Origin of the sequence: Kitasatospora sp. NBC_00039, from assembly GCF_045160625.1 — a bacterium.
Classification (GTDB): Bacteria; Actinomycetota; Actinomycetes; order Streptomycetales; family Streptomycetaceae; genus Kitasatospora.
Genome location: NZ_CP108289.1, coordinates 6531857 through 6549163 on the forward strand (window position 1 = coordinate 6531857; position 17307 = coordinate 6549163).

Below are 17307 nucleotides of genomic sequence, written 5' to 3' on the forward strand. Positions count from 1 at the left end.
CAATTTACTTGGTCAGCGTTCAAGTGGCAAGATGCTCCGGTAGCAGGAAGGGATACGAAAGGGGACCCGATGCCGCTCCGACAGGCGGATGTGCTGCAGGGCGCGATGGAACTGCTCGACGAGGGCGGCCTCGACGAGCTGACCACCCGTCGCCTGGCCCAGCGGCTCGGCGTCCGCGCCGGCGCCCTGTACTGGCACTACCCGAGCAAGGCGGCACTGCTGGACGCGCTGGCCGACCGGATCATCGGCGAGATGCTCACACAGTCGCCCGCCGGCGGCCCGGGCGCCGCCCCCGCCGCCGAGCAGGGCTGGCCCGACCGGGTCCGGGAGCTGGCCGCCCGGGCTCGCGGGACCATGCTCGCCCACCGCGACGGCGCCCGGCTCGTGGTCTCCTTCACCGCCCCGCCGCCCAACGCCGTCGCCTACTTCGGCTCCCTGGTCGACGCCCTGCGCTCGGCCGGTGCCGACGCTTCGGCCGCCCACCTCGGCGCGGACGTGGTCACCAGCTTCGTCAACGGCTACACCCTCGAGGAACAGGCCCGCCAGGCCGCCCTGATCCCCCTGAACCAGCGCGACGCGACCTTCCGCCTGGAGCTGGACATCGTGATCGCGGGCATCCGCGCGCGGCTGCTGCGTGACTGAGCGGAGCTCGCCGCCGATCGGTCGCCATCCGGGTTGGCGCGGCCGCGGACCCCGCTCGTTCCGGCGCGTGGTCGAAAGTCTGGGTGAACGGATCCCGGCCGGCGGAGCGGTCGAGCGGACAACTCGCGCTGGACAGGCGGCCGTAGTCGACGTGACGACGGCGGACGGCGGACGAGCTCGGTCGTGGCGCGCACGGTAGTACCCAACTCGGCTCCCGCGCCAGGGAATCGGCCCGACACCACCCGAACGAGGCAACCCGGCCCCGCCCGCCCCGGGGGACAACGACGGTCCACCCATGCCGGGCGGCGCTCGCCCGGGTGCTGGCTACCGGGTAGACCCGGGGCCGGGCACCCCGGAGACCGCCCGGTGTCGCGCGCGGTAGGAGCGCGGTGTGGTGCCGGTCAGCCGGGCGAAGTGCTGCCGAAGGCTGACGGCCGAGGCGAATCCGGCCAGCGCCGCCACCCGTTCCACGGGTTCGTCGGTCTCCGTGAGCAGTTCGCGGGCCCGGTCCAGCCGCAGGCGCAGCAGGTACTGCGGCGGGCTGACGCCGGCCTGGGCGCGGAAGCGGCGGTTGAGGCTGCTGACACTGATCCCGGCGTGCTCGGCGAGGTCCGCGGGGGTCAGCGGGAGGTGGAGACGGGCCTTCAGCCAGCGCAGGGTCGGTTCGAGGCCCGCGCTGTCGGCCAGCTCGCGGTCGATGCACTCCTGGACGCGGTCGGCGTGCCGCAGCAGGGGCGTGAGGAGTTCCCGGGAGGTCTCGCCGGCCGTCCGCTCGCCGTGGTCCTCGGCCAGCAGGTGCAGGCACACGTCCATCCCGCCGAAGATCCCGGCGGAGGTCAGGAAGGGGCCGTCGGCGACGGCCGCACCGACCGGGTCGACCTCGATCCGGGGGTACCGCCGGGCCAGTTCCTCGGTGTGGCGCCAGCCGGTGGTGGCGCGCCGGCCGTCGAGCAGGCCGGTGGCGGCGAGGGCGAACACCCCGGTGCCGATCGCGCCGATCCGGCTGCCCCGGGCCGCGGCGGCCCGCAGTGCGTCCAGGACCACGGGCGGCGGCTCCAGCGGAACACCGTCGCGGCCGGGCACCAGCACGATGTCGGCGTCGGCGAGGCCCTCCGGTCCGTGCGGCACGGCGATGGTCAGCGGCGCCGGCAGGCCGATGCCCAGCGGGCCGGGAGCGGCGCAGAGCCGCACGTCGTAGGCCACGCCCGGGTGCTCGCGCGCTGCGGTACCGAACACCAGCCCCGGGGTGGTGAGGTGGTGTCCGGGCAGCCCGTCGGGCACGAGGACGGCGATGACCGACATACCCGGAAGATACCCGAAACCGGACAGGCGAGCGGTGCCCCGGTGGCGCCGGGGCACCGCCGGCGGGCATCAGCCGTACTGGTGGATCGTCTTCCAGATCCAATCCGTGTACGCCGGGACACTGGTGTAGAGGCCCGGGCCCGTAGAACAGGTCGGGTCCGTGTCCCCGTCGCCCGAGGTGGTCCCGACGAGCTCCCAGCGGCCGCCCCGGCCCTTCTGGAGCTGCGGGCCGCCGGAGTCCCCGAAGCACGCCATGGCGCCCGGCACCTGGCTGACCGTGCAGAGGCGAAGCCACCCCGCCCGGCCGGGGGCGCACTCGTCGACGGCTCCCCGGCGGGTCTCCAACTGCTGGAGCCGGCTCGCGAACTCGGCCTGCTGCGGGTTGTCAACGTTGGCGACGCTGCCGAAGCCGAGCAGGCGGGTCGGCGTACCGGGCCGGGCCGCCCGGTCGGCGATCCGGATGGGCTGCTCGCTCACCGGGCGGTCCAGCCGGATCAGTGCGAGATCGTCCTGGTTGGCCCCGCCGCCGCCGGTGCCGATGCCGTAGCCGGGGTGGGTGATCGTCTTCTGGATGGTGCGTACGGTGCCGCCGGACTTGCGCCGGTCCGAGCCGATCCGGACGGTACCGTCCAGGACCACGCCGATCTCGGGGTCGAGGCAGTGGCCCGCCGTCAGCACCCACTGCGGGTGGATCAGCGTCGCGCCGCAGACACCGTCGGCCAGGCCCTGCGTCGGAGCCGACATCGGGATCGAGGCCATGTACGGGTAGCGCGCCGTGGCGTCCGCCCCGTTGACGATGGCTCCGGCGCTGCCGGTCATGGCGGTGGCGCACACCGTCGCGGCCAGGGCGACGGTGGCGGCGCGCGCCGCTCGGCGCGCCAGGGAGCTGATGGGCATGGAAGGTCCTTCCTTCGGGGTGGGCGCAAGCACGCCTCGGCGGACGCCTCGGCAGATGCGGATGTGCGGCCGTGGGAGAGGGACGGGTACACCGGCGGTACGGGCACCGCAGCCGGGCGTCCCCTCACCTCGGGTGCCGCGTACCTCCCATCCTCCGCACCGGCCCGCGCCCGCAACAGCGGCCCCGATGTCACCCTGGGCTAAATTCTGGACATGCCAGTCATCGCTGTTCTCGCCCTCGACGGCGTACCGGGCCACCAGCTCACCGCGCCGGGAGTCGCCTTCGGCAGCGCCGCACGCCATCACCCGCACGTCGGGTACGAGGTGCGGTACTGCGCGGGGCCCGGCTTCCGCACGACGGGCGGGCCGGCGCCGTTCCGGCTCGACACGCGCTGGGGGTTGGAGGGGCTGGAGGACGCGGACACGGTACTGCTCCCCGGTCACGACGGCTTCCGCGCGGACCCGCCGCCCGGGGTCGCCGAGGCACTGCGGGCCGCGGCGGCCCGGGGCAGCCGGATCGGCGCGATCGGGACGGGGACGTTCACCCTCGCCGCCACCGGGCTGCTGGACGGTCGCCGGGCCGCGACCGGCCGCCGGTACGCCGCGGAACTGGCCGGGCGCCACCCCCGGATCACGGTCGATCCGGAGGGCTCGGTCACGGACGCGGCCCCGTTCCACAGCGCGGCGGGGGTGCTCGGCGGAGTCGACCTGTGCCTGCGGCTGATCACGCTGGACCACGGCGATCCGGTCGCCGTCGAGACGGAACGGCAGGTCTTCCTGGAGCTCCACGAACCCGGCGAACCGGCCGGGCCCACCCGGGCCGCCCACCCGCCCGGCCCGGCAGGCTCCCGCCTCGGACCCACGCTCCGGTGGCTGGAGGCGCACCTGGACCGCCCGCTCACGCTGAACGACCTCGCCGACCACGCCGGACTCACCGTCCGGGGCCTGACCAGGCGCTTCCGGGCCGAGACCGGGCTGCCGCCGCTCCAGTACCTGCTCCGCGCGCGCATCCGGCTGGCGCAGCGCCTGCTGGAGCGGGGCGACGAGCCGGTCGAACGCATCGCCGCCCGCACGGGGCTCGGCACACCCGCCAACCTGCGCCACCACTTCCAGCACCACACGGGCACAAGCCCGCGGACCTACCGGACGGCCTTCCGTTCCCTCGTCTCCACCCTGACCTGGGCCGACGGCCGTCCGGGCGACCCCGCCCAGGGTGCGCCGACCGACTCCCCCACCGACTCCCCCGCGATGAACCGGGCGGACCTGCCCGGCTGAGGCCCGGCCGCCGCCGCGCGGCGGGCCGCACCCGGCGCGGAGCAGCCGCAACGCGTCCGGCCGATGCTGCGGACCCTGCTGGACTCCCTGCCGGACCTCCCCACGCTGGTGATGGGACAGCGGATGGACGTCCTGGCCTGGAACCGGGCGGGGAGCGCACTACTCGGCGACTTCGACACCCTGGAGCCCGCCGCCCGCAACATCGCCAGGATCACCTTCCTGCGCCCCGAGTCCCGCTCCCTGTACGCGGACTGGGACGAGTGCGCACGCGGGAACGTGGCGCAGGCGGGGCGCCGGTCCGACAACCCCCGGCTGCGCGAGCTGATCGGTGAACTCGCCATGAAGAGCCAGGAGTTCCGGACCTGGTGGGCCGAACACCCGGTGCTGGACGAGATGTCCGGCGTGCGCTGGCGTATCGAGCACGACGACCGCGAGATGAAGCACGGCCTCGGGCTGAACCACGGGCCGCACCTGGCGCGGCTGGCACCACCACGTCACCCTCGTCACCGCTGCCCACGCCTTCCTCACCCTCCGCCGGCTCGACCCCAAAGTCCAAGCACCGGCCTGACCCTCTACCAGGTCCTCGACCGGCTCCAGGACCTGCTGAGCTGCTGGACCGGTGTCTGCAGCACCTGCCAACGCCCCCTTCCCGCAAGAAGATCCGCAAGCCGCACTCGACAGCCTGCCCCGACCTAACGAAGTACTACTAGTCGCGCTTGAACACCATCCGGAGCACCGACCGGGCCAACTCCTCGACATCGCCTTCCGCGGCCTCCGGCAGCGCGCCGCTCAGCCACAGGCCGGCGAAGCCGTGGGCCAGTGACCATGCGGCGATCGTCGTCGCCCGGTCCGCCGTCTCGCCGGGCGACAGCTTCTGCGCACTCGCGGCCAGGACCGCGCCCGCGCGCTTCTGTGCCGCTGCCACCTCGGGGTCGTCCGTCCGGTAGAGCTCCGGTCGGAACATCACCTCGAAGTGCGGGCGGTGGTCGACGGCGAACCGGACGTACGCCACGCCTGCCCCGTACGGGTCGCCGGCCGCCCGTTCCAGGCTGTCCGCGAACAGTCCGAACCCCTCTGCGGCGACCGCCGTCAGCACTCCCGTCTTGTCCCCGAAGTGGTGCGCCGGCGCCGCGTGCGAGACGCCCGCGCGCCGGGCCAGCTCGCGCAGGCTCCATCCGGACGCACCGGACTCGCCGATGGCCTCCAGGGCCGCGTCAAGCACGGCTCGCCTCAGGTTTCCGTGGTGGTAACTCGCCTGGTTGATCGGTCCCGCCTCCGCTCTCGGTCGGTTCTTCTTCCTCTCCACTTTATCTAGACATTGACAAGATGGCGCGCGTGCCCCAATCTTGCCAGTGACAAGATTGGAGGGCCGGGATGGTCCCGCTCATCGCTCTCATCGGCGGCTTCGCCGTTCTGCGCCTGCTCGGCCTGGTCGCCGTGGACGCCCTCGGCAGCTGGCAGCCCGCCCTGCGTGGCGGCCTCGCCCTGATGTTCGTCACCACTGCGGTGCCGCACTTCATCGCCTCCTGGCGGCGCGACTTCGTCGCGATGATCCCGCCGGCGCTGCCCCGGCCCGACCTGCTGGTCACCCTCACCGGCGTCCTGGAACTGGCCGCCGCCGCCGGGCTGCTCGTCCCGCCGCTCGCGCCGTTCGCCGCGGCGGGGCTGGCCCTGCTCATGGTCGCGATGTTCCCGGCCAACGTGCACGCGGCCCGTAGCGGCGTCACGCTCGCCGGAAAGCCCGTGACGCCGCTGCCCGCCCGGACGGCGCTCCAGGTGGTCTTCGTCGCCGCTGCCGTCGCCGCGGCCCTCTGAGCACGCCTGCGGAGTGGGAAGTCGGCCCGTCCGACTTCCCACTCCGCAGGCGTGTCGGCCCCGGTCCTCCTACAGGAGAGCCAGCAGCTGCTTCGTGTGGCTGGGCAGCTCGACGTCGGCCAGGCCGGTGACGAGGTTGCGCAGGGGCATGAGCCGGTCGACCAGGAGCGCGCCGTTGGACAGGAGCAGGGTGGGCACCTGGGTGTCGAGTTCGGCTTCGCTCAGCATGGGCCCGCCGAGTGCGCAGAGGGCCTCTCCCTGGAGGCGGACGCGGTTGCGCAGCCCCGCGTTGTCGCCGGCGAGCGCGATGACCCGGTCGATGGTCCAGGTGTCGAGCGCCACGCGGTTGTCGTACGTCGCGATGGCCCCCGAGGCGACGGAGGACACGACGGTGATGGTGGTCGCGCTGACGAGGGAGACGTGCGCCAGGATCTGGTCGGCGTTCCACTCGCCGGCCGGCGGGGCGGGGCGCGGTCGGTCGGAGGCGGCCACCGTGGCGGCGGCGTCCAGGAACGTGCGGTAGGCGTCCCGGAGCGGGGTGGTGTCCAGCATGTGCTCTTCCTTCTGCGGACCTGCGCGGAGTGGACTGTGGCGCGAACTGCGGAGCGAACTGCGGAGCGACCTGTGGTGTGCACGGCGATGTGAACCGCCGTGTGCCGGCGCGAGAAGCGGTGGCGACCGCCGCCCCGGGCGTCAGTCGTGCGTGCCGGACATCTCCCAGGGTGCCTGCGGGAGGACGTCGCCGGTCTCCAACAGCGACTTGAGGTTTGCCAGCACGGCCGGCCAGCCGCGCGAAATGCCGTTGAGCATCTCCAGGTTGGGGAGGTTCTCGTGGGTCACGGTGAGGCGGACGATGTCCTCGTGCGGTTCGACGAGGAAGGTGACGACCGACGGCTCCCTCGGCGCCTCGGCGTCCGGAGAGTCCTCGAAGGTGATGCTCAGCAGCGTCGGGGGCTCGGCCTTGAGTACCGTGCCGACGACGTCGACGCGGCCAGATCCGTCGACGCGCCGGTGCTCCCAGGCCGAGCCGGGCTGCCAGTCCGACACGTTGGCGTGGGCCCAGTAGCGCGCGGTGAGGTCCGCGTCCGTCAGGGCCTGCCACACCTGCTCCGCGTTCGCGCGGATGTAGGTGACGTAGACGTAAGTCGGCGCCGACGTGGGTGCGTTGGTCATGGCGTACTCCTCGGCAAGGTTCTTGATGGCACTGATCGCTTGCAGGCGGGGCCTGTCGAACCCCGAGATCCAGCGCTCCTCGATCTCGTGGATCGGCGCCGGGTTGAGGTAGTGGAGTCGTTCCCGTCCCCGCCGTACGACGGTCACGAGGTTGGCCTGCGCCAGGATGTCGAGATGCTGTGTCGCCGACTGGCGGGCCATGGTCACGCGTTCGCACAGCTCGCCCAGGGTCTGGCCGCCCCGCTCGCGCAGGCGGTCGAGCAGGAGCCGCCGGGTGGGGTCGGCCAGTGCTTTGAATGCGGCGTCCATCGGTGTCGCTTCGTGGCTCACGCGGACCATTATGCAGGTGATCACCTGCATAATGTCGGCGATTTCGCACCTCAGCGGCGGCCACCTGCCTTGACCAGGGCTTCGCCGCCTTCCTCCGCCGTCCTGAAGACGCTGGACCCGGGCAGGCTCGACGAGGAGGCGCTCGGCGTCACCTACGACGGGATCGACGACTTCCTGGAGGGCAAGCCGGTCGACGGGGCCGCGTTCGAGGCCGTCGTCGGCCGCTGCCGGCTCGCCGGGCACAAGCGACGGCTGCCGATCGCTCCCAGGGCCGGTCGCCTCGCCGTCGGGCGGCGCCACCGGCGTTGCACGGAGCGGGCGTTGGGCCGCACCGGCCCGGTCCGCCGACTACAGTGGCCGGATGAGCGACGACCAGGTGAGCCTCCGTCCGATCTCCGAAGCCGACCTCGCGCCCCTCGAGCGGCTGCTCCTCGACCCCGAGGCGATCGGCGGGCTCCAGTGGTACGGCTGGTCCGACCCGGGCCGCCTGCGGCGGAAGTGGGCGGAGAACGGGCTGCTGGGGGCGGACCAGTCACAGCTCGCGGTGGAGTCCGGGGGCGGCCTGTGCGGGTTCGTCGCCTGGAGGGCACGGGCGGTCGTGCCGGCGGCGCCCTACTGGAACATCGGCATCCAGCTCGTCCCGCAGGCGCGCGGCCGCGGCATCGGCACCGAGGCCCAACGCCTGCTGGTGGACTACCTGTTCGCGCATTCGCCGGTGGTCCGCCTGGAGGCCGACACCGAGACCGCCAACCGTGCCGAGCAGCGCGCCCTGGAGAAGTGCGGCTTCACCCGTGAGGGCGTCCAGCGCAGCCTGGTCTTCCGCGACGGCCAGTGGCGCGACATCGTCCGCTACAGCCTGCTGCGCGGGGATGCCCGCCCGCCGGCTGTGTCCGGCACGCCGTAGGGCGCCGGCCGTCAGCAGGCGCGGGAGGCCTCGGGGACCGGGCCGGGCTCGGGCCCGGTGGCGGGGTCGCGGGTGAGCAGGTAGCGGGCGCCGGAGCCGGCCGCGGCGGCGCGGTCCCCGGCGTTGTAGAGGGCGCAGCGGGTGAGGGAGAGGCAGCCGCAGCCGATGCAGCCGCTCAGTTTGGCCTTCAGGAGCTCGAGTTCGGCGATCTGCTCGTCGATGCGGCCCTGCCAGGACTCGGCGACACCGGCCCACTCGGCGCCGCTGGGGGCGGGGCGCTCGGGCAGGCGGTCCAGGGCGACCTTGGCCTCGTCGAGGGAGAGCCCGACCCGCTGGGCGGCCCGTACGAAGGCGACCCGGCGCAGGGTGCCGCGGGTGTAGCGGCGCTGGCCGCCGGTGGTGCGGGTGGCGTGGATGAGACCGAGCTTCTCGTAGTAGCGCAGGGCGGAGGTGGCGAGGCCGCTGCGGCCGGAGAGTTGGCCGATGGTGAGCAGGTCGTGCCGGCTCGGTCCGGCGGAGGTCTCGGGTGCGGTCATGGGGTCAATGTACCGGCTTGACTTCAAGTCGACTTCAACGTGCAGCATCGTGGCCATGACGACGAACACCCGTACCGAAGTCACCTTCGCGGACCTCCCGGGCCTGATGAGCCTGATGACCGGCGACGAGAAGCACGGCCCTGCCGCCACCTCCACGCTGGACGCCCTCTGGGTGCTCTACGACCGGGTGCTGCGGGTCACCCCGGCCACCGCCGAGAAGCAGGACCGTGACCGCTTCCTGCTCTCCAAGGGCCACGGCCCGATGGCCTACTACGCCGTACTCGCGGCCAAGGGCTTCCTCGACCCGGCGGTGCTCTCCGGCTTCGGCGCCTACGACTCGCCGCTCGGCCACCACCCGGACCGCACGCTGGTGCCCGGGGTGGAGATCGGCTCGGGCTCGCTGGGGCACGGCCTGCCGCTTGCGGTCGGCACCGCGCTCGGGCTGCGTGCCCGGGGGCTCGCCGACCCGGCGGTCTGGGTGCTGGTCGGGGACGCCGAGTTCGACGAGGGCTCCAACCACGAGGCGGTCGCCTTCGCCGGCGCGTCCGGACTGGACCGGCTGCACGTCGTCGTCATCGACAACTCCTCGGCCACGCACGGCTGGCAGGGCGGCATCGCGGCGCGCTTCGCCGCCGAGGGCTGGTCGGCCGAGACGGTGGACGGGCGTGACCACGAGGCGCTGTACGCGGCGTTCACCGCCGCACACCCGGGCCGGCCGCGCGCGGTGGTCGCCCGCGTCGAGCCCAAGAACTCCTGACGGCCGCCCGAGAACGCCTGACAACCTCCGAAGGACAAGGGACCAGACCGATGGACACCATGCGCGAGCGCTTCCTCGACGTGACCACCCGCATGCTGGACGACGACCCCCGGCTGGCCGTCGTGCTGGCCGACATCAGCGCGTCCGGCTTCGCGCCCGCCGCCGAGCGCCACCCCGACCGGGTGATCAACGTCGGGATCCGCGAGCAGCTGCTGATCGGCGCCGCCGGCGGCCTGGCGCTCACCGGGATGCGGCCGATCGCCCACACCTTCGCCAGCTTCCTGATCGAACGCCCCTTCGAGCAGATCAAGTTGGACCTCGTCCACCAGGGCGTCGGCGCCGTCCTGGTGAGCGCCGCCGGCTCGTACGACTGGCCGTCCGGGGGCCGCACCCACATGTCGCCGGGTGACGTCGCACTGCTGGACACCCTGCCGGACTGGACGGTCCACGTGCCCGGTCACCCGGACGAGGCCGAGCGGCTGCTGCGCCACGCCGTGGTGGACGGCGACCGCAACGTGTACGTGCGGCTCTCCGTGCACCAGAACGCCGCCGCGGTGCCGGTCGAACCGGGCCGGTTCACCACCGTGCGCACGGGGGCCAAGGGTGTGGTGCTGGCGGTCGGCCCGATGCTCGACGCCGTGCTGGCGGCCACCGAGAACCTGGACGTCACGGTGCTGTACGCGGCCACCGTGCGGCCGTTCGACGCGGCCGGGCTGCGCGAGGCCGCCGGCGGGCGGGCGGACGTGGTGCTCGTCGAGCCGTACCTGGCCGGGACCTCCGCCAACGAGGCGCACGCCGCGCTGAGCGACCGGCCGCACCGGGTGCTGGGCCTCGGCGTGCCGCGCGAGGAGCACCGGCACTACGGCTCGATCCCCGAGCACCTGGCCGCCTACGGTCTGGACGCGGCCTCGCTGCGGGAGCGGATCGCCACCTTCCTCTGGTGAGCCGCGCGCGTCAGACCCGGACGATCGCGACCGAGTGGGCCTCCAGCTCCGCCGCCGCACCGTCCAGGACGCACGGCCCGAAGGACGCCGCCACCTCCCGCCCCTTCGCCCCCAGCGGCAGCCCGGCTGCGGAGCCGGACAGGTTGACCGCCACCCGGTACGGCCCCCGGTGCACAACCAGCCACCGGGCCGCCTCGTCGTGGACGACCCGGACGGCCGAGAGGTCCGGGTCGGTCAGCTCCGGCCGTTCGCGTCGCAGCCGGATCAACGCCCGGTACCAGGCGAGCAGTTCGGCGTGCGGGGCGCGCCTCGGCTCGGTCCAGTCGAGGACCGAGCGCAGTACGGTGGCCGGCTCCTGGGGGTCCGGCACCTCCTCCGCCTGCCAGCCGTGCTCGGCGAACTCCCGCCGCCGGCCCTGCCGGACGGCCTCGGCGAGGCCCGGGTCGGTGTGGTCGGTGAAGTACTGCCAGGGTGTGGTCGCGCCCCACTCCTCGCCCATGAACAGCATCGGGGTGAACGGCGAGGTGAGCACGAGCGCCGCCCCGCAGGCGAGTCGGCCGGGGTCCAGGCTCGCCGAGAGCCGGTCGCCGAGCGCCCGGTTGCCGATCTGGTCGTGGGTCTGGAGGTAGCCGAGCAGCCGGTGGCCGTGGGCGGGCGGGAACGGGCGGCCGTGGCTGCGGCCGCGGAACGAGGACCAGCCGCCGTCGTGGAAGAAGCCGCGGGTGAGCGCCTTGGCGACCGCCGACAGCGGTGCGGCCGCGAAGTCGCCGTAGTAGCCCTGGGATTCGCCGGTGAGCGCGGAGTGCAGCGCGTGGTGGAAGTCGTCGCTCCACTGGGCGGTGAGGCCCTGGCCGCCCGCCTCGCGCGGGGCGGTGGTGCGGGGGGAGTTGACGTCGGACTCGGCGACCAGGAACAGCGGCCGGTTGGTGGCGATCGCCAACTTCTCCACCTCGGTGGCGAGTTCCTCCAGGAAGTGGACGGCGCGGTCGTCGGCGAGGGCGTGCACCGCGTCCAGCCGCAGTCCGTCGATCCGGTAGTCGCGCAGCCAGGCCAGTGCGCTGCCCGCCAGGTAGGCGCGCACCTCGTCCGAGCCGGGCGCGTCCAGGTTGACCGCCGAGCCCCACGGGGTGTGGTGCCGGTCGGTGAAGTACGGGCCGTACGCGGGCAGGTAGTTGCCGGACGGCCCGAGGTGGTTGTGCACCACGTCCAGGATGACGCCGAGGCCCTTGCGGTGCGCGGCGTCGACGAAGCGCTTGAGCCCCTCCGGCCCGCCGTAGGGCTCGTGGACGGCCCAGAGCGAGACGCCGTCGTACCCCCAGCCGTGCCGGCCGGGGAACGGGCAGACCGGCAGCAGCTCGACGAAGTCCACGCCCAACTCGACGAGGTGGTCGAGGTGGTGGGCGGCGGCGTCGAAGGTGCCGGCGGCGGTGAAGGTGCCGATGTGCAGCTCGTACAGGACTGCGCCGGGCAGCGGACGGCCGCGCCAGCCGGTCCGCGACCAGCGGAACGCGGCGTGGTCGACGGCCCGGCTGGGCCCGTCCGGGCCGTGCGGCTGCCGGGGCGAGCGCGGGTCGGGCAGCGCCGGGCCGCCGTCCAGCCGGAACGCGTAGTCCCCGGCGGGCGCCTCGCCGCGCCACCACCCGGCCCTCGCCCCGTCCCGGGCCAGCGGGTGGCGGGCGCCGCCGACCTCCACCTCGACCAGCTGGGCCGCCGCCGGCGCCCACACCTCGTACGTCCGCAGCTCCGGCAGAGTCACGCGTCGCCCTTCCTGGTCTTCCCGGGCTTCCCGGTCTTCCTGGTCAGCAGCGCCACCGGGGAGGCGGCCAGCAGGTCGGCCACCGGCACCGTGCCCGCCGCGAACCGGCGCCCGGTCAGTTCGTCCGTCCACCCGCCGCCGGCCGGCAGCTCCACGGCGGTGTCGTGCCAGCCGCCGGCCCGCTCCAGGCCGTACGGCAGCCGGGTGACCGCCGTGACCACGTCGTCCCCGCGGGCGAAGGCGAGCAGGTGGTCGCGGGAGTGGCCGCCGGCGGTCAGCGGGCGGTAGGCGCCCAGCGGGCGGGCCCGGCGCAGGTGGAGGGCGGCCGCGGTGAGGTGCAGCTTCTCCCGGGCCAGGTCGCCCGGGCGGGGTGTGGCCGAGTCGGTCAGCCGGACGGCGAGCGCGCCGAGGTCCACCACGCCCCGGTTGTCCGGGTCGACCAGGGTGTGGAGCGGCTCCTCGCTGCCCTGGTAGAGGTCGGGCACGCCGGGCACGGTGAGGTGCAGCAGGGCGGCGGCGAGGGTGTTGGACCGGGCGTACGGCGCGAGCGTCCGGACGTACCCCTCGATCCGGGGGAGCAGGCCGGGGTTGCCGTACACCGCGTGGGCGCGGTCGGTGAGGGCCTGTTCGTAGCCGCTGTCCGGGGACGTCCACGAGGTGCGCAGCTTGGCCTCGCGGGCCGCCTTGAGCAGCGCGGTGACCAGCCGGTCGGGGGTGATCGGCCAGGCCGCGACCAGGGTCTGCCAGAGCAGCCAGTCACCGTCCCGGTCGCCGCCGGGGCCGGCGGCGGTGGACCAGGCGGCGGCCTCGGCGGCCCAGGCGTCCGGCTGCTCGGCGAGGACGGCGAGGCGGGCGCGGGCGTCGGCGCTGCGCTTGGTGTCGTGGGTGGAGAGCACCGTCATGGTGGCCGGCCAGTGGCGTTCGACGTAGTGGCACCAGACGTGGAAGTCCTCCGGGAGCAGGCCCGGCCTGGCCGGCTCGCCGCCGACCTCGTTCAGGCTCAGCAGGGCGTTCCAGCGGTAGAAGGCGGTGTCCTCGACGCCCTTGGCGGCCACGGCGGCGGCGGTCTGGGCGAAACGCACGCAGAACTCGTCCTTCTCGGGGCCGGTGCCGAGCCGCCCGAGGGCCAGCTCCGCGACCAGCCGGTCGGACGGGTCGGCGGAGCCGTCGAGCGCGGCCCGCAGCTGCTCCGCCGAGACCGCCGGCACGGGCTCGCCGGGCCTGGCGTACGGCCGGTACGCCGGGTAGCCGGTGAGCACCCGCTGCAGGGCGTCGCGCAGCTGCCAGGGTGCGTGGTCCGCGTGCGCGGGCTCGGCGGCGCCGATCCGGACGGCGAGCCGGACCAGCCGCTCGACCTCGGCGGCGAGCTCGCCGCGGGGCCCGGTCATGTCGGCCCGCCCGCGCCGGGCGGCCGCGACGGCCGGGTGCGGGTCGGCGCAGGGCTCGCCGGCGGGTGCGGCGCCGCCGAGGAAGTGCTCGTAGCGCCCGGCCAGCCGGCCGGCGCCGGCGTGGTCGGTGAGCACACCGTCGATCCGGCGCAGCGCGTCGTACCCGGTGGTGCCCGCGCACGGCCAGTCGGCGGGCAGGCGTTCGTCGCCGGTGAGGATCTTCTCCACCACCGTGTACGCGCCGCCGGTGGCCTCGGCGAGCCTCCGAAGGTAGCCGCGCGGGTCGGCGAGGCCGTCGGGGTGGTCGATCCGGAACCCGTCGAGGACCCCGTCGCGGTGCAGCCGCAGCAGCACGTCGTGGGTGGCCTCGAACACCTCGGGGATCTCGACCCGGACGGCGATCAGCTCGTTGACGGTGAAGAAGCGCCGGTAGTTCAGCTCGGTGCGGGCCAGCCGCCACCAGGCGAGCCGGTACCACTGCCGGGCGAGCAGCTCCGCGAGCGGCAGGTCCTCGGTGCCGGGCCGTAGCGGGAGGGTGTGGTCGTGGTAGCGGAGCACCGCTCCGGGGCCGCCGGCAGGCGCCCCCGTGCCGTCCACGGTCAGCTCCCCGGAGGAGAGCACCGCGCCGAGCCGGTCGCCGAGCAGCGGCAGCAGCACCCGTCCGCGTTCCGGGGCGTCCGTCGGCCCCGGCTGGGCCGCCCAGTCGATGTCGAACCAGCGCGCGTACGGCGAGTCGGGGCCGTCCCGCAGCACGTGCCAGAGCGGCTGGTTGAGCTGCTCGGGGACGGGGACGGCCATGTGGTTGGGCACCACGTCGGCGATCAGCCGCAGGCCGTGCCGGTGGGCCTCGGCGGCCAGCGCGCGCAGCGCGGTCTCACCGCCGAGCTGCTCGCTGATCCGGCCGTGGTCGACGGTGTCGTACCCGTGGGTGGAGCCGGGGGCGGCCTCCAGCAACGGGGAGAGGTGCAGGTGCGAGACGCCGAGGGCGGCGAGGTAGGGCACGCCGGCGGCGGCGTCGCGGAGGGTGAAGCCGGGCTGGAGCTGGAGCCGGTAGCTGGCCGACGGTGGTGTGGGCGGGGGAGTAGCGGCCGGGCGGGGCTGCGCGGGCTCGGCGGCGGAGGTCATGTGTCCATGAGTACCCGCGCGAGCCCGCCGCCAAGACCCGTTGCTGATCCGAACAGGTGAACCCACACCTCAGGCGGGCCGCTGGAGGACCATCAGTGAGCGGTCGGTGAGCCAGAGGGCGTCGCCGGCCTTGACCCGGGGGCCGGTGCCGGGGGCGGGCAGCCTGGGCTGGGCGGTGTCGACCACGACCTGCCACTCCTGCCCGTGGTCGGCCGGGACGGTGAACTCCAGCGGCTCGAAGTGGGCGTTGAACATCAGCAGGAAGGAGTCGTCGATGATCCGCCCGCCGCGCCGGTCCGGCTCGGAGATGGCGTAGCCGTTGAGGAAGACGGTGAGCGACTTGGCGTAGCTCGCGCCCCAGTTGCGCTTGGTCATCTCCTCCCCGCTGGGGGTGAACCAGGCGATGTCGGTGAGGTCCTCGTAGCTGCCGGCTGCCGGACGGCCGGGGACGGGGCGACTGGAGACCGGGCGGCCGTGGAAGAAGCGGCGGCGCCGGAAGACGGGGTGGTCGCGGCGGAGCCAGATCATGCCCTGGGTGAACTCCAGCAGCCGCGCCTCGGGCCCGTCCTCCTCGGGCCAGTGCACCCAGGTGAGTTCGTTGTCCTGGCAGTAGGCGTTGTTGTTGCCGTGCTGGGTGCGGCCGAGTTCGTCGCCGTGCGAGAGCATCGGCACGCCCTGGGAGAGCATCAGGGTGGCGATCAGGTTGCGTTGTTGGCGGGCGCGCAGCTCCTCGACGGCCGGGTCGGTGCCGGGGCCCTCGGTGCCGCAGTTCCAGGAGCGGTTGAACGATTCGCCGTCCCGGTTGTCCTCGCCGTTGGCGTCGTTGTGCTTCTCGTTGTACGAGACGAGGTCGCGCAGGGTGAAGCCGTCGTGGCAGGTGACGAAGTTGATGGAGGCGATGGGCCGACGGCCGTCGTCCTGGTAGAGGTCGGAGGAGCCGGTGAGCCGGGAGCCGAACTCGGCGAGCGTGGCGTTCTCGCCGCGCCACAGGTCGCGGACGGTGTCCCGGTACATGCCGTTCCACTCCGTCCACAGCGGCGGGAAGTTGCCCACCTGGTAGCCGCCCTCGCCGAGGTCCCAGGGCTCGGCGATCAGCTTGGCCTGGGAGACCACCGGGTCCTGCTGGACGAGGTCGAAGAACGAGGAGAGCCGGTCGACCTCGTGGAACTGCCGGGCCAGGGTGGCGGCGAGGTCGAAGCGGAAGCCGTCCACATGCATCTCGGTGACCCAGTAGCGCAGCGAGTCCATGATCAGCTGGAGGACGTGCGGACTGCGCATCAGCAGGCTGTTCCCGGTGCCGGTGGTGTCCTCGTAGAACCGCTGGTCCTGGGCGAGCCGGTAGTAGGAGACGTTGTCCAGGCCGCGCAGCGAGAGGGTGGGGCCGAGGTGGTTGCCCTCGGCGGTGTGGTTGTAGACGACGTCCAGGATGACCTCGATGCCGGCCGCGTGCAGCGCCTTGACCATCGACTTGAACTCCTGCACCTGCTGGCCCCGGTCCCCGGTGGAGGAGTAGGAGGAGTGCGGGGCGAAGAAGCCGATGGTGTTGTAGCCCCAGTAGTTGGCGAGGCCGAGGTCGCGCAGCCGGTGGTCGCGGACGAACTGGTGCACCGGCATCAGCTCGATCGCGGTGACGCCGAGCTTGGCCAGGTGCTCGATCACCGCGGGGTGGGCGAGGCCGGCGTAGGTGCCCCGGATCTCCTCGGGGATGCCGGGGTGGAGTCTGGTGAGGCCTTTCACGTGGGCCTCGTAGACGACGGTGCGGTGGTAGTCGGTGCGCGGCGGCCGGTCGGTGCCCCAGTCGAAGTACGGGTTGATCACCACCGAGTGCATGGTGTGCGGGGCGGAGTCCAGGTCGTTGCGGCGCTCGGGGGCGCCGAAGTGGTAGCCGTAGACCGACTCGTCCCAGTCGATGGTGCCGCTCATCGCCTTGGCGTACGGGTCCAGGAGCAGCTTGGCGCTGTTGTGCCGCTGGCCGAGGCCCGGGTTGTACGGGCCGTGGACGCGGAATCCGTACCGCTGGCCGGGCTGGATGCCGGGCAGGTAGGCGTGCCGGACGAAGGCGTCCGTCTCGCGCAGCTCGACGGCCGTCTCCGAACCGTCCTCGTCGAGCAGGCAGAGCTCGATCCGGTCGGCGCTCTCCGAGAACACCGCGAAGTTGGTGCCGGCGCCGTCGTAGGTGGCGCCGAGGGGGTAGGGCTTCCCTGGCCAGACCTGCATGAGTCCTCAACTTCCTTACGCTGAAGGGAAACTGACAGGTAGTCCGACAATCAGCCCGGACCCCGACGCTCTCTTCCCGGCGGGGTGGCCGGGCATGTGCGGCGGTCGCGCACCGTGACGTACGGCACAGTCCGCATACTCCCCGACGCTTTCCCCGGCAGCGGGGCCATTCGGCGTGTGTTCGCCCGGACGGGTGTCCGGCGGGTGTCCGGTGGGTGTCCGGTGGGCGGTCGGCGCGGGTGGTGC

General features: G+C 73.6%; 15 protein-coding genes and 3 pseudogenes. 9 read left to right on the top strand and 9 right to left on the bottom strand.

Annotation, left to right across the window (positions count from 1 at the left end; all coding sequences use genetic code 11):
- The first annotated feature begins 69 nt into the window (after window positions 1–69).
- Entirely contained in the window at window positions 70–642 is a 573-nt protein-coding gene (locus OG286_RS29025) for a TetR/AcrR family transcriptional regulator C-terminal domain-containing protein (protein WP_396319279.1), read from the top strand.
- A gap of 324 nt (window positions 643–966) precedes the next feature.
- Here the strand turns inward: OG286_RS29025 and OG286_RS29030 are convergent, their stop codons facing one another.
- Both OG286_RS29030 and OG286_RS29035 read right to left on the bottom strand, forming a co-directional pair.
- Window positions 967–1944 carry a GlxA family transcriptional regulator gene (locus OG286_RS29030; RefSeq protein ID WP_405359519.1) on the bottom strand — a complete coding sequence of 326 codons (978 nt, stop codon included), beginning with the start codon at window positions 1942–1944 and terminating at the stop codon, window positions 967–969.
- 69 nt (window positions 1945–2013) lie between these two features.
- On the bottom strand, window positions 2014–2841 hold the full coding sequence (locus OG286_RS29035) for a S1 family peptidase (protein ID WP_405365880.1): 828 nt from the start codon (window positions 2839–2841) through the stop codon (window positions 2014–2016).
- Window positions 2842–3054: 213 nt separating this feature from the next.
- On the opposite strand from OG286_RS29035, the gene OG286_RS29040 reads away from it, so the two are divergent.
- From OG286_RS29040 to OG286_RS29050, 3 genes and pseudogenes are all read left to right on the top strand, one after another.
- Window positions 3055–4116: a GlxA family transcriptional regulator gene (locus OG286_RS29040; RefSeq protein WP_396319276.1), complete on the top strand. Its 1062-nt coding sequence runs from the start codon at window positions 3055–3057 to the stop codon at window positions 4114–4116.
- Window positions 4117–4227: 111 nt separating this feature from the next.
- Window positions 4228–4482 (top strand): annotated as a pseudogene (locus OG286_RS29045) (transcriptional regulator); the annotation flags it as partial.
- 36 nt (window positions 4483–4518) lie between these two features.
- Window positions 4519–4684 (top strand): annotated as a pseudogene (locus OG286_RS29050) (IS701 family transposase); the annotation flags it as partial.
- A gap of 138 nt (window positions 4685–4822) precedes the next feature.
- Here OG286_RS29050 and OG286_RS29055 read toward each other — a convergent pair.
- Window positions 4823–5338 (bottom strand): TetR/AcrR family transcriptional regulator, encoded by a 516-nt coding sequence (locus tag OG286_RS29055; RefSeq protein WP_396319274.1) that lies wholly within the window; start codon window positions 5336–5338, stop codon window positions 4823–4825.
- A gap of 152 nt (window positions 5339–5490) precedes the next feature.
- Between OG286_RS29055 and OG286_RS29060 the strand changes: the two genes are divergently transcribed.
- Entirely contained in the window at window positions 5491–5931 is a 441-nt protein-coding gene (locus OG286_RS29060) for a hypothetical protein (RefSeq protein WP_405365881.1), read from the top strand.
- Window positions 5932–6000: 69 nt separating this feature from the next.
- On the opposite strand, the gene OG286_RS29065 is transcribed toward OG286_RS29060, so the two are convergent.
- Window positions 6001–6483: a hypothetical protein gene (locus tag OG286_RS29065; protein WP_405365882.1), complete on the bottom strand. Its 483-nt coding sequence runs from the start codon at window positions 6481–6483 to the stop codon at window positions 6001–6003.
- 141 nt (window positions 6484–6624) lie between these two features.
- Window positions 6625–7413, bottom strand: coding sequence for an ArsR/SmtB family transcription factor (locus tag OG286_RS29070; protein WP_396319641.1), 789 nt, complete (start codon window positions 7411–7413; stop codon window positions 6625–6627).
- Between the two features lie 114 nt (window positions 7414–7527).
- Between OG286_RS29070 and OG286_RS29075 the strand changes: the two are divergent.
- Window positions 7528–7701, top strand: a pseudogene (locus OG286_RS29075) (NAD(+) synthase); the annotation flags it as partial.
- 94 nt (window positions 7702–7795) lie between these two features.
- The gene (locus OG286_RS29080; protein WP_396319271.1) at window positions 7796–8338 is read left to right on the top strand and encodes a GNAT family N-acetyltransferase; all 543 of its coding nucleotides are present in this window, start codon (window positions 7796–7798) and stop codon (window positions 8336–8338) included.
- A gap of 11 nt (window positions 8339–8349) precedes the next feature.
- Here OG286_RS29080 and soxR read toward each other — a convergent pair whose 3' ends face one another.
- Window positions 8350–8874, bottom strand: coding sequence for a redox-sensitive transcriptional activator SoxR (gene soxR / locus OG286_RS29085; protein ID WP_396319270.1), 525 nt, complete (start codon window positions 8872–8874; stop codon window positions 8350–8352).
- A 55-nt stretch (window positions 8875–8929) separates the two neighbouring features.
- Between soxR and OG286_RS29090 the strand changes: the two genes are divergently transcribed.
- Together OG286_RS29090 and OG286_RS29095 are read left to right on the top strand one after the other, a co-directional pair.
- Window positions 8930–9631, top strand: a complete 702-nt coding sequence (locus tag OG286_RS29090) for a thiamine pyrophosphate-dependent enzyme (protein WP_396319269.1) — start codon at window positions 8930–8932, stop codon at window positions 9629–9631.
- Between the two features lie 50 nt (window positions 9632–9681).
- Window positions 9682–10575, top strand: coding sequence for a transketolase family protein (locus OG286_RS29095; protein WP_405365883.1), 894 nt, complete (start codon window positions 9682–9684; stop codon window positions 10573–10575).
- 10 nt (window positions 10576–10585) lie between these two features.
- Here the strand turns inward: OG286_RS29095 and treZ are convergent, their stop codons facing one another.
- The 3 genes from treZ to glgX all read right to left on the bottom strand — a co-directional run bounded on the left by treZ (window position 10586) and on the right by glgX (window position 17061).
- Complete coding sequence (gene treZ, locus OG286_RS29100; protein ID WP_396319267.1) at window positions 10586–12331, bottom strand: malto-oligosyltrehalose trehalohydrolase; 1746 nt, start codon at window positions 12329–12331, stop codon at window positions 10586–10588.
- Window positions 12328–14844: a malto-oligosyltrehalose synthase gene (gene treY / locus OG286_RS29105; protein ID WP_405365884.1), complete on the bottom strand. Its 2517-nt coding sequence runs from the start codon at window positions 14842–14844 to the stop codon at window positions 12328–12330. The genes treZ and treY overlap by 4 nt, the downstream gene beginning before the upstream one ends.
- A gap of 69 nt (window positions 14845–14913) precedes the next feature.
- The gene (glgX, locus tag OG286_RS29110; protein ID WP_396319265.1) at window positions 14914–17061 is read right to left on the bottom strand and encodes a glycogen debranching protein GlgX; all 2148 of its coding nucleotides are present in this window, start codon (window positions 17059–17061) and stop codon (window positions 14914–14916) included.
- Between the last annotated feature and the right edge of the window lie 246 nt (window positions 17062–17307).

Bases quoted from the DNA above. Each gene is read 5' to 3' on its own strand.
- OG286_RS29025 (WP_396319279.1), top strand. From the start codon at position 70: ATGCCGCTCCGACAGGCGGATGTGCTGCAGGGCGCGATGGAACTGCTC.
- OG286_RS29030 (WP_405359519.1), bottom strand. From the start codon at position 1,944: ATGTCGGTCATCGCCGTCCTCGTGCCCGACGGGCTGCCCGGACACCAC.
- OG286_RS29035 (WP_405365880.1), bottom strand. From the start codon at position 2,841: ATGCCCATCAGCTCCCTGGCGCGCCGAGCGGCGCGCGCCGCCACCGTC.
- OG286_RS29040 (WP_396319276.1), top strand. From the start codon at position 3,055: ATGCCAGTCATCGCTGTTCTCGCCCTCGACGGCGTACCGGGCCACCAG.
- OG286_RS29060 (WP_405365881.1), top strand. From the start codon at position 5,491: ATGGTCCCGCTCATCGCTCTCATCGGCGGCTTCGCCGTTCTGCGCCTG.
- OG286_RS29065 (WP_405365882.1), bottom strand. From the start codon at position 6,483: ATGCTGGACACCACCCCGCTCCGGGACGCCTACCGCACGTTCCTGGAC.
- OG286_RS29070 (WP_396319641.1), bottom strand. From the start codon at position 7,413: ATGGACGCCGCATTCAAAGCACTGGCCGACCCCACCCGGCGGCTCCTG.
- OG286_RS29080 (WP_396319271.1), top strand. From the start codon at position 7,796: ATGAGCGACGACCAGGTGAGCCTCCGTCCGATCTCCGAAGCCGACCTC.
- soxR (WP_396319270.1), bottom strand. From the start codon at position 8,874: ATGACCGCACCCGAGACCTCCGCCGGACCGAGCCGGCACGACCTGCTC.
- OG286_RS29090 (WP_396319269.1), top strand. From the start codon at position 8,930: ATGACGACGAACACCCGTACCGAAGTCACCTTCGCGGACCTCCCGGGC.
- OG286_RS29095 (WP_405365883.1), top strand. From the start codon at position 9,682: ATGGACACCATGCGCGAGCGCTTCCTCGACGTGACCACCCGCATGCTG.
- treY (WP_405365884.1), bottom strand. From the start codon at position 14,844: ATGACCTCCGCCGCCGAGCCCGCGCAGCCCCGCCCGGCCGCTACTCCC.
- glgX (WP_396319265.1), bottom strand. From the start codon at position 17,061: ATGCAGGTCTGGCCAGGGAAGCCCTACCCCCTCGGCGCCACCTACGAC.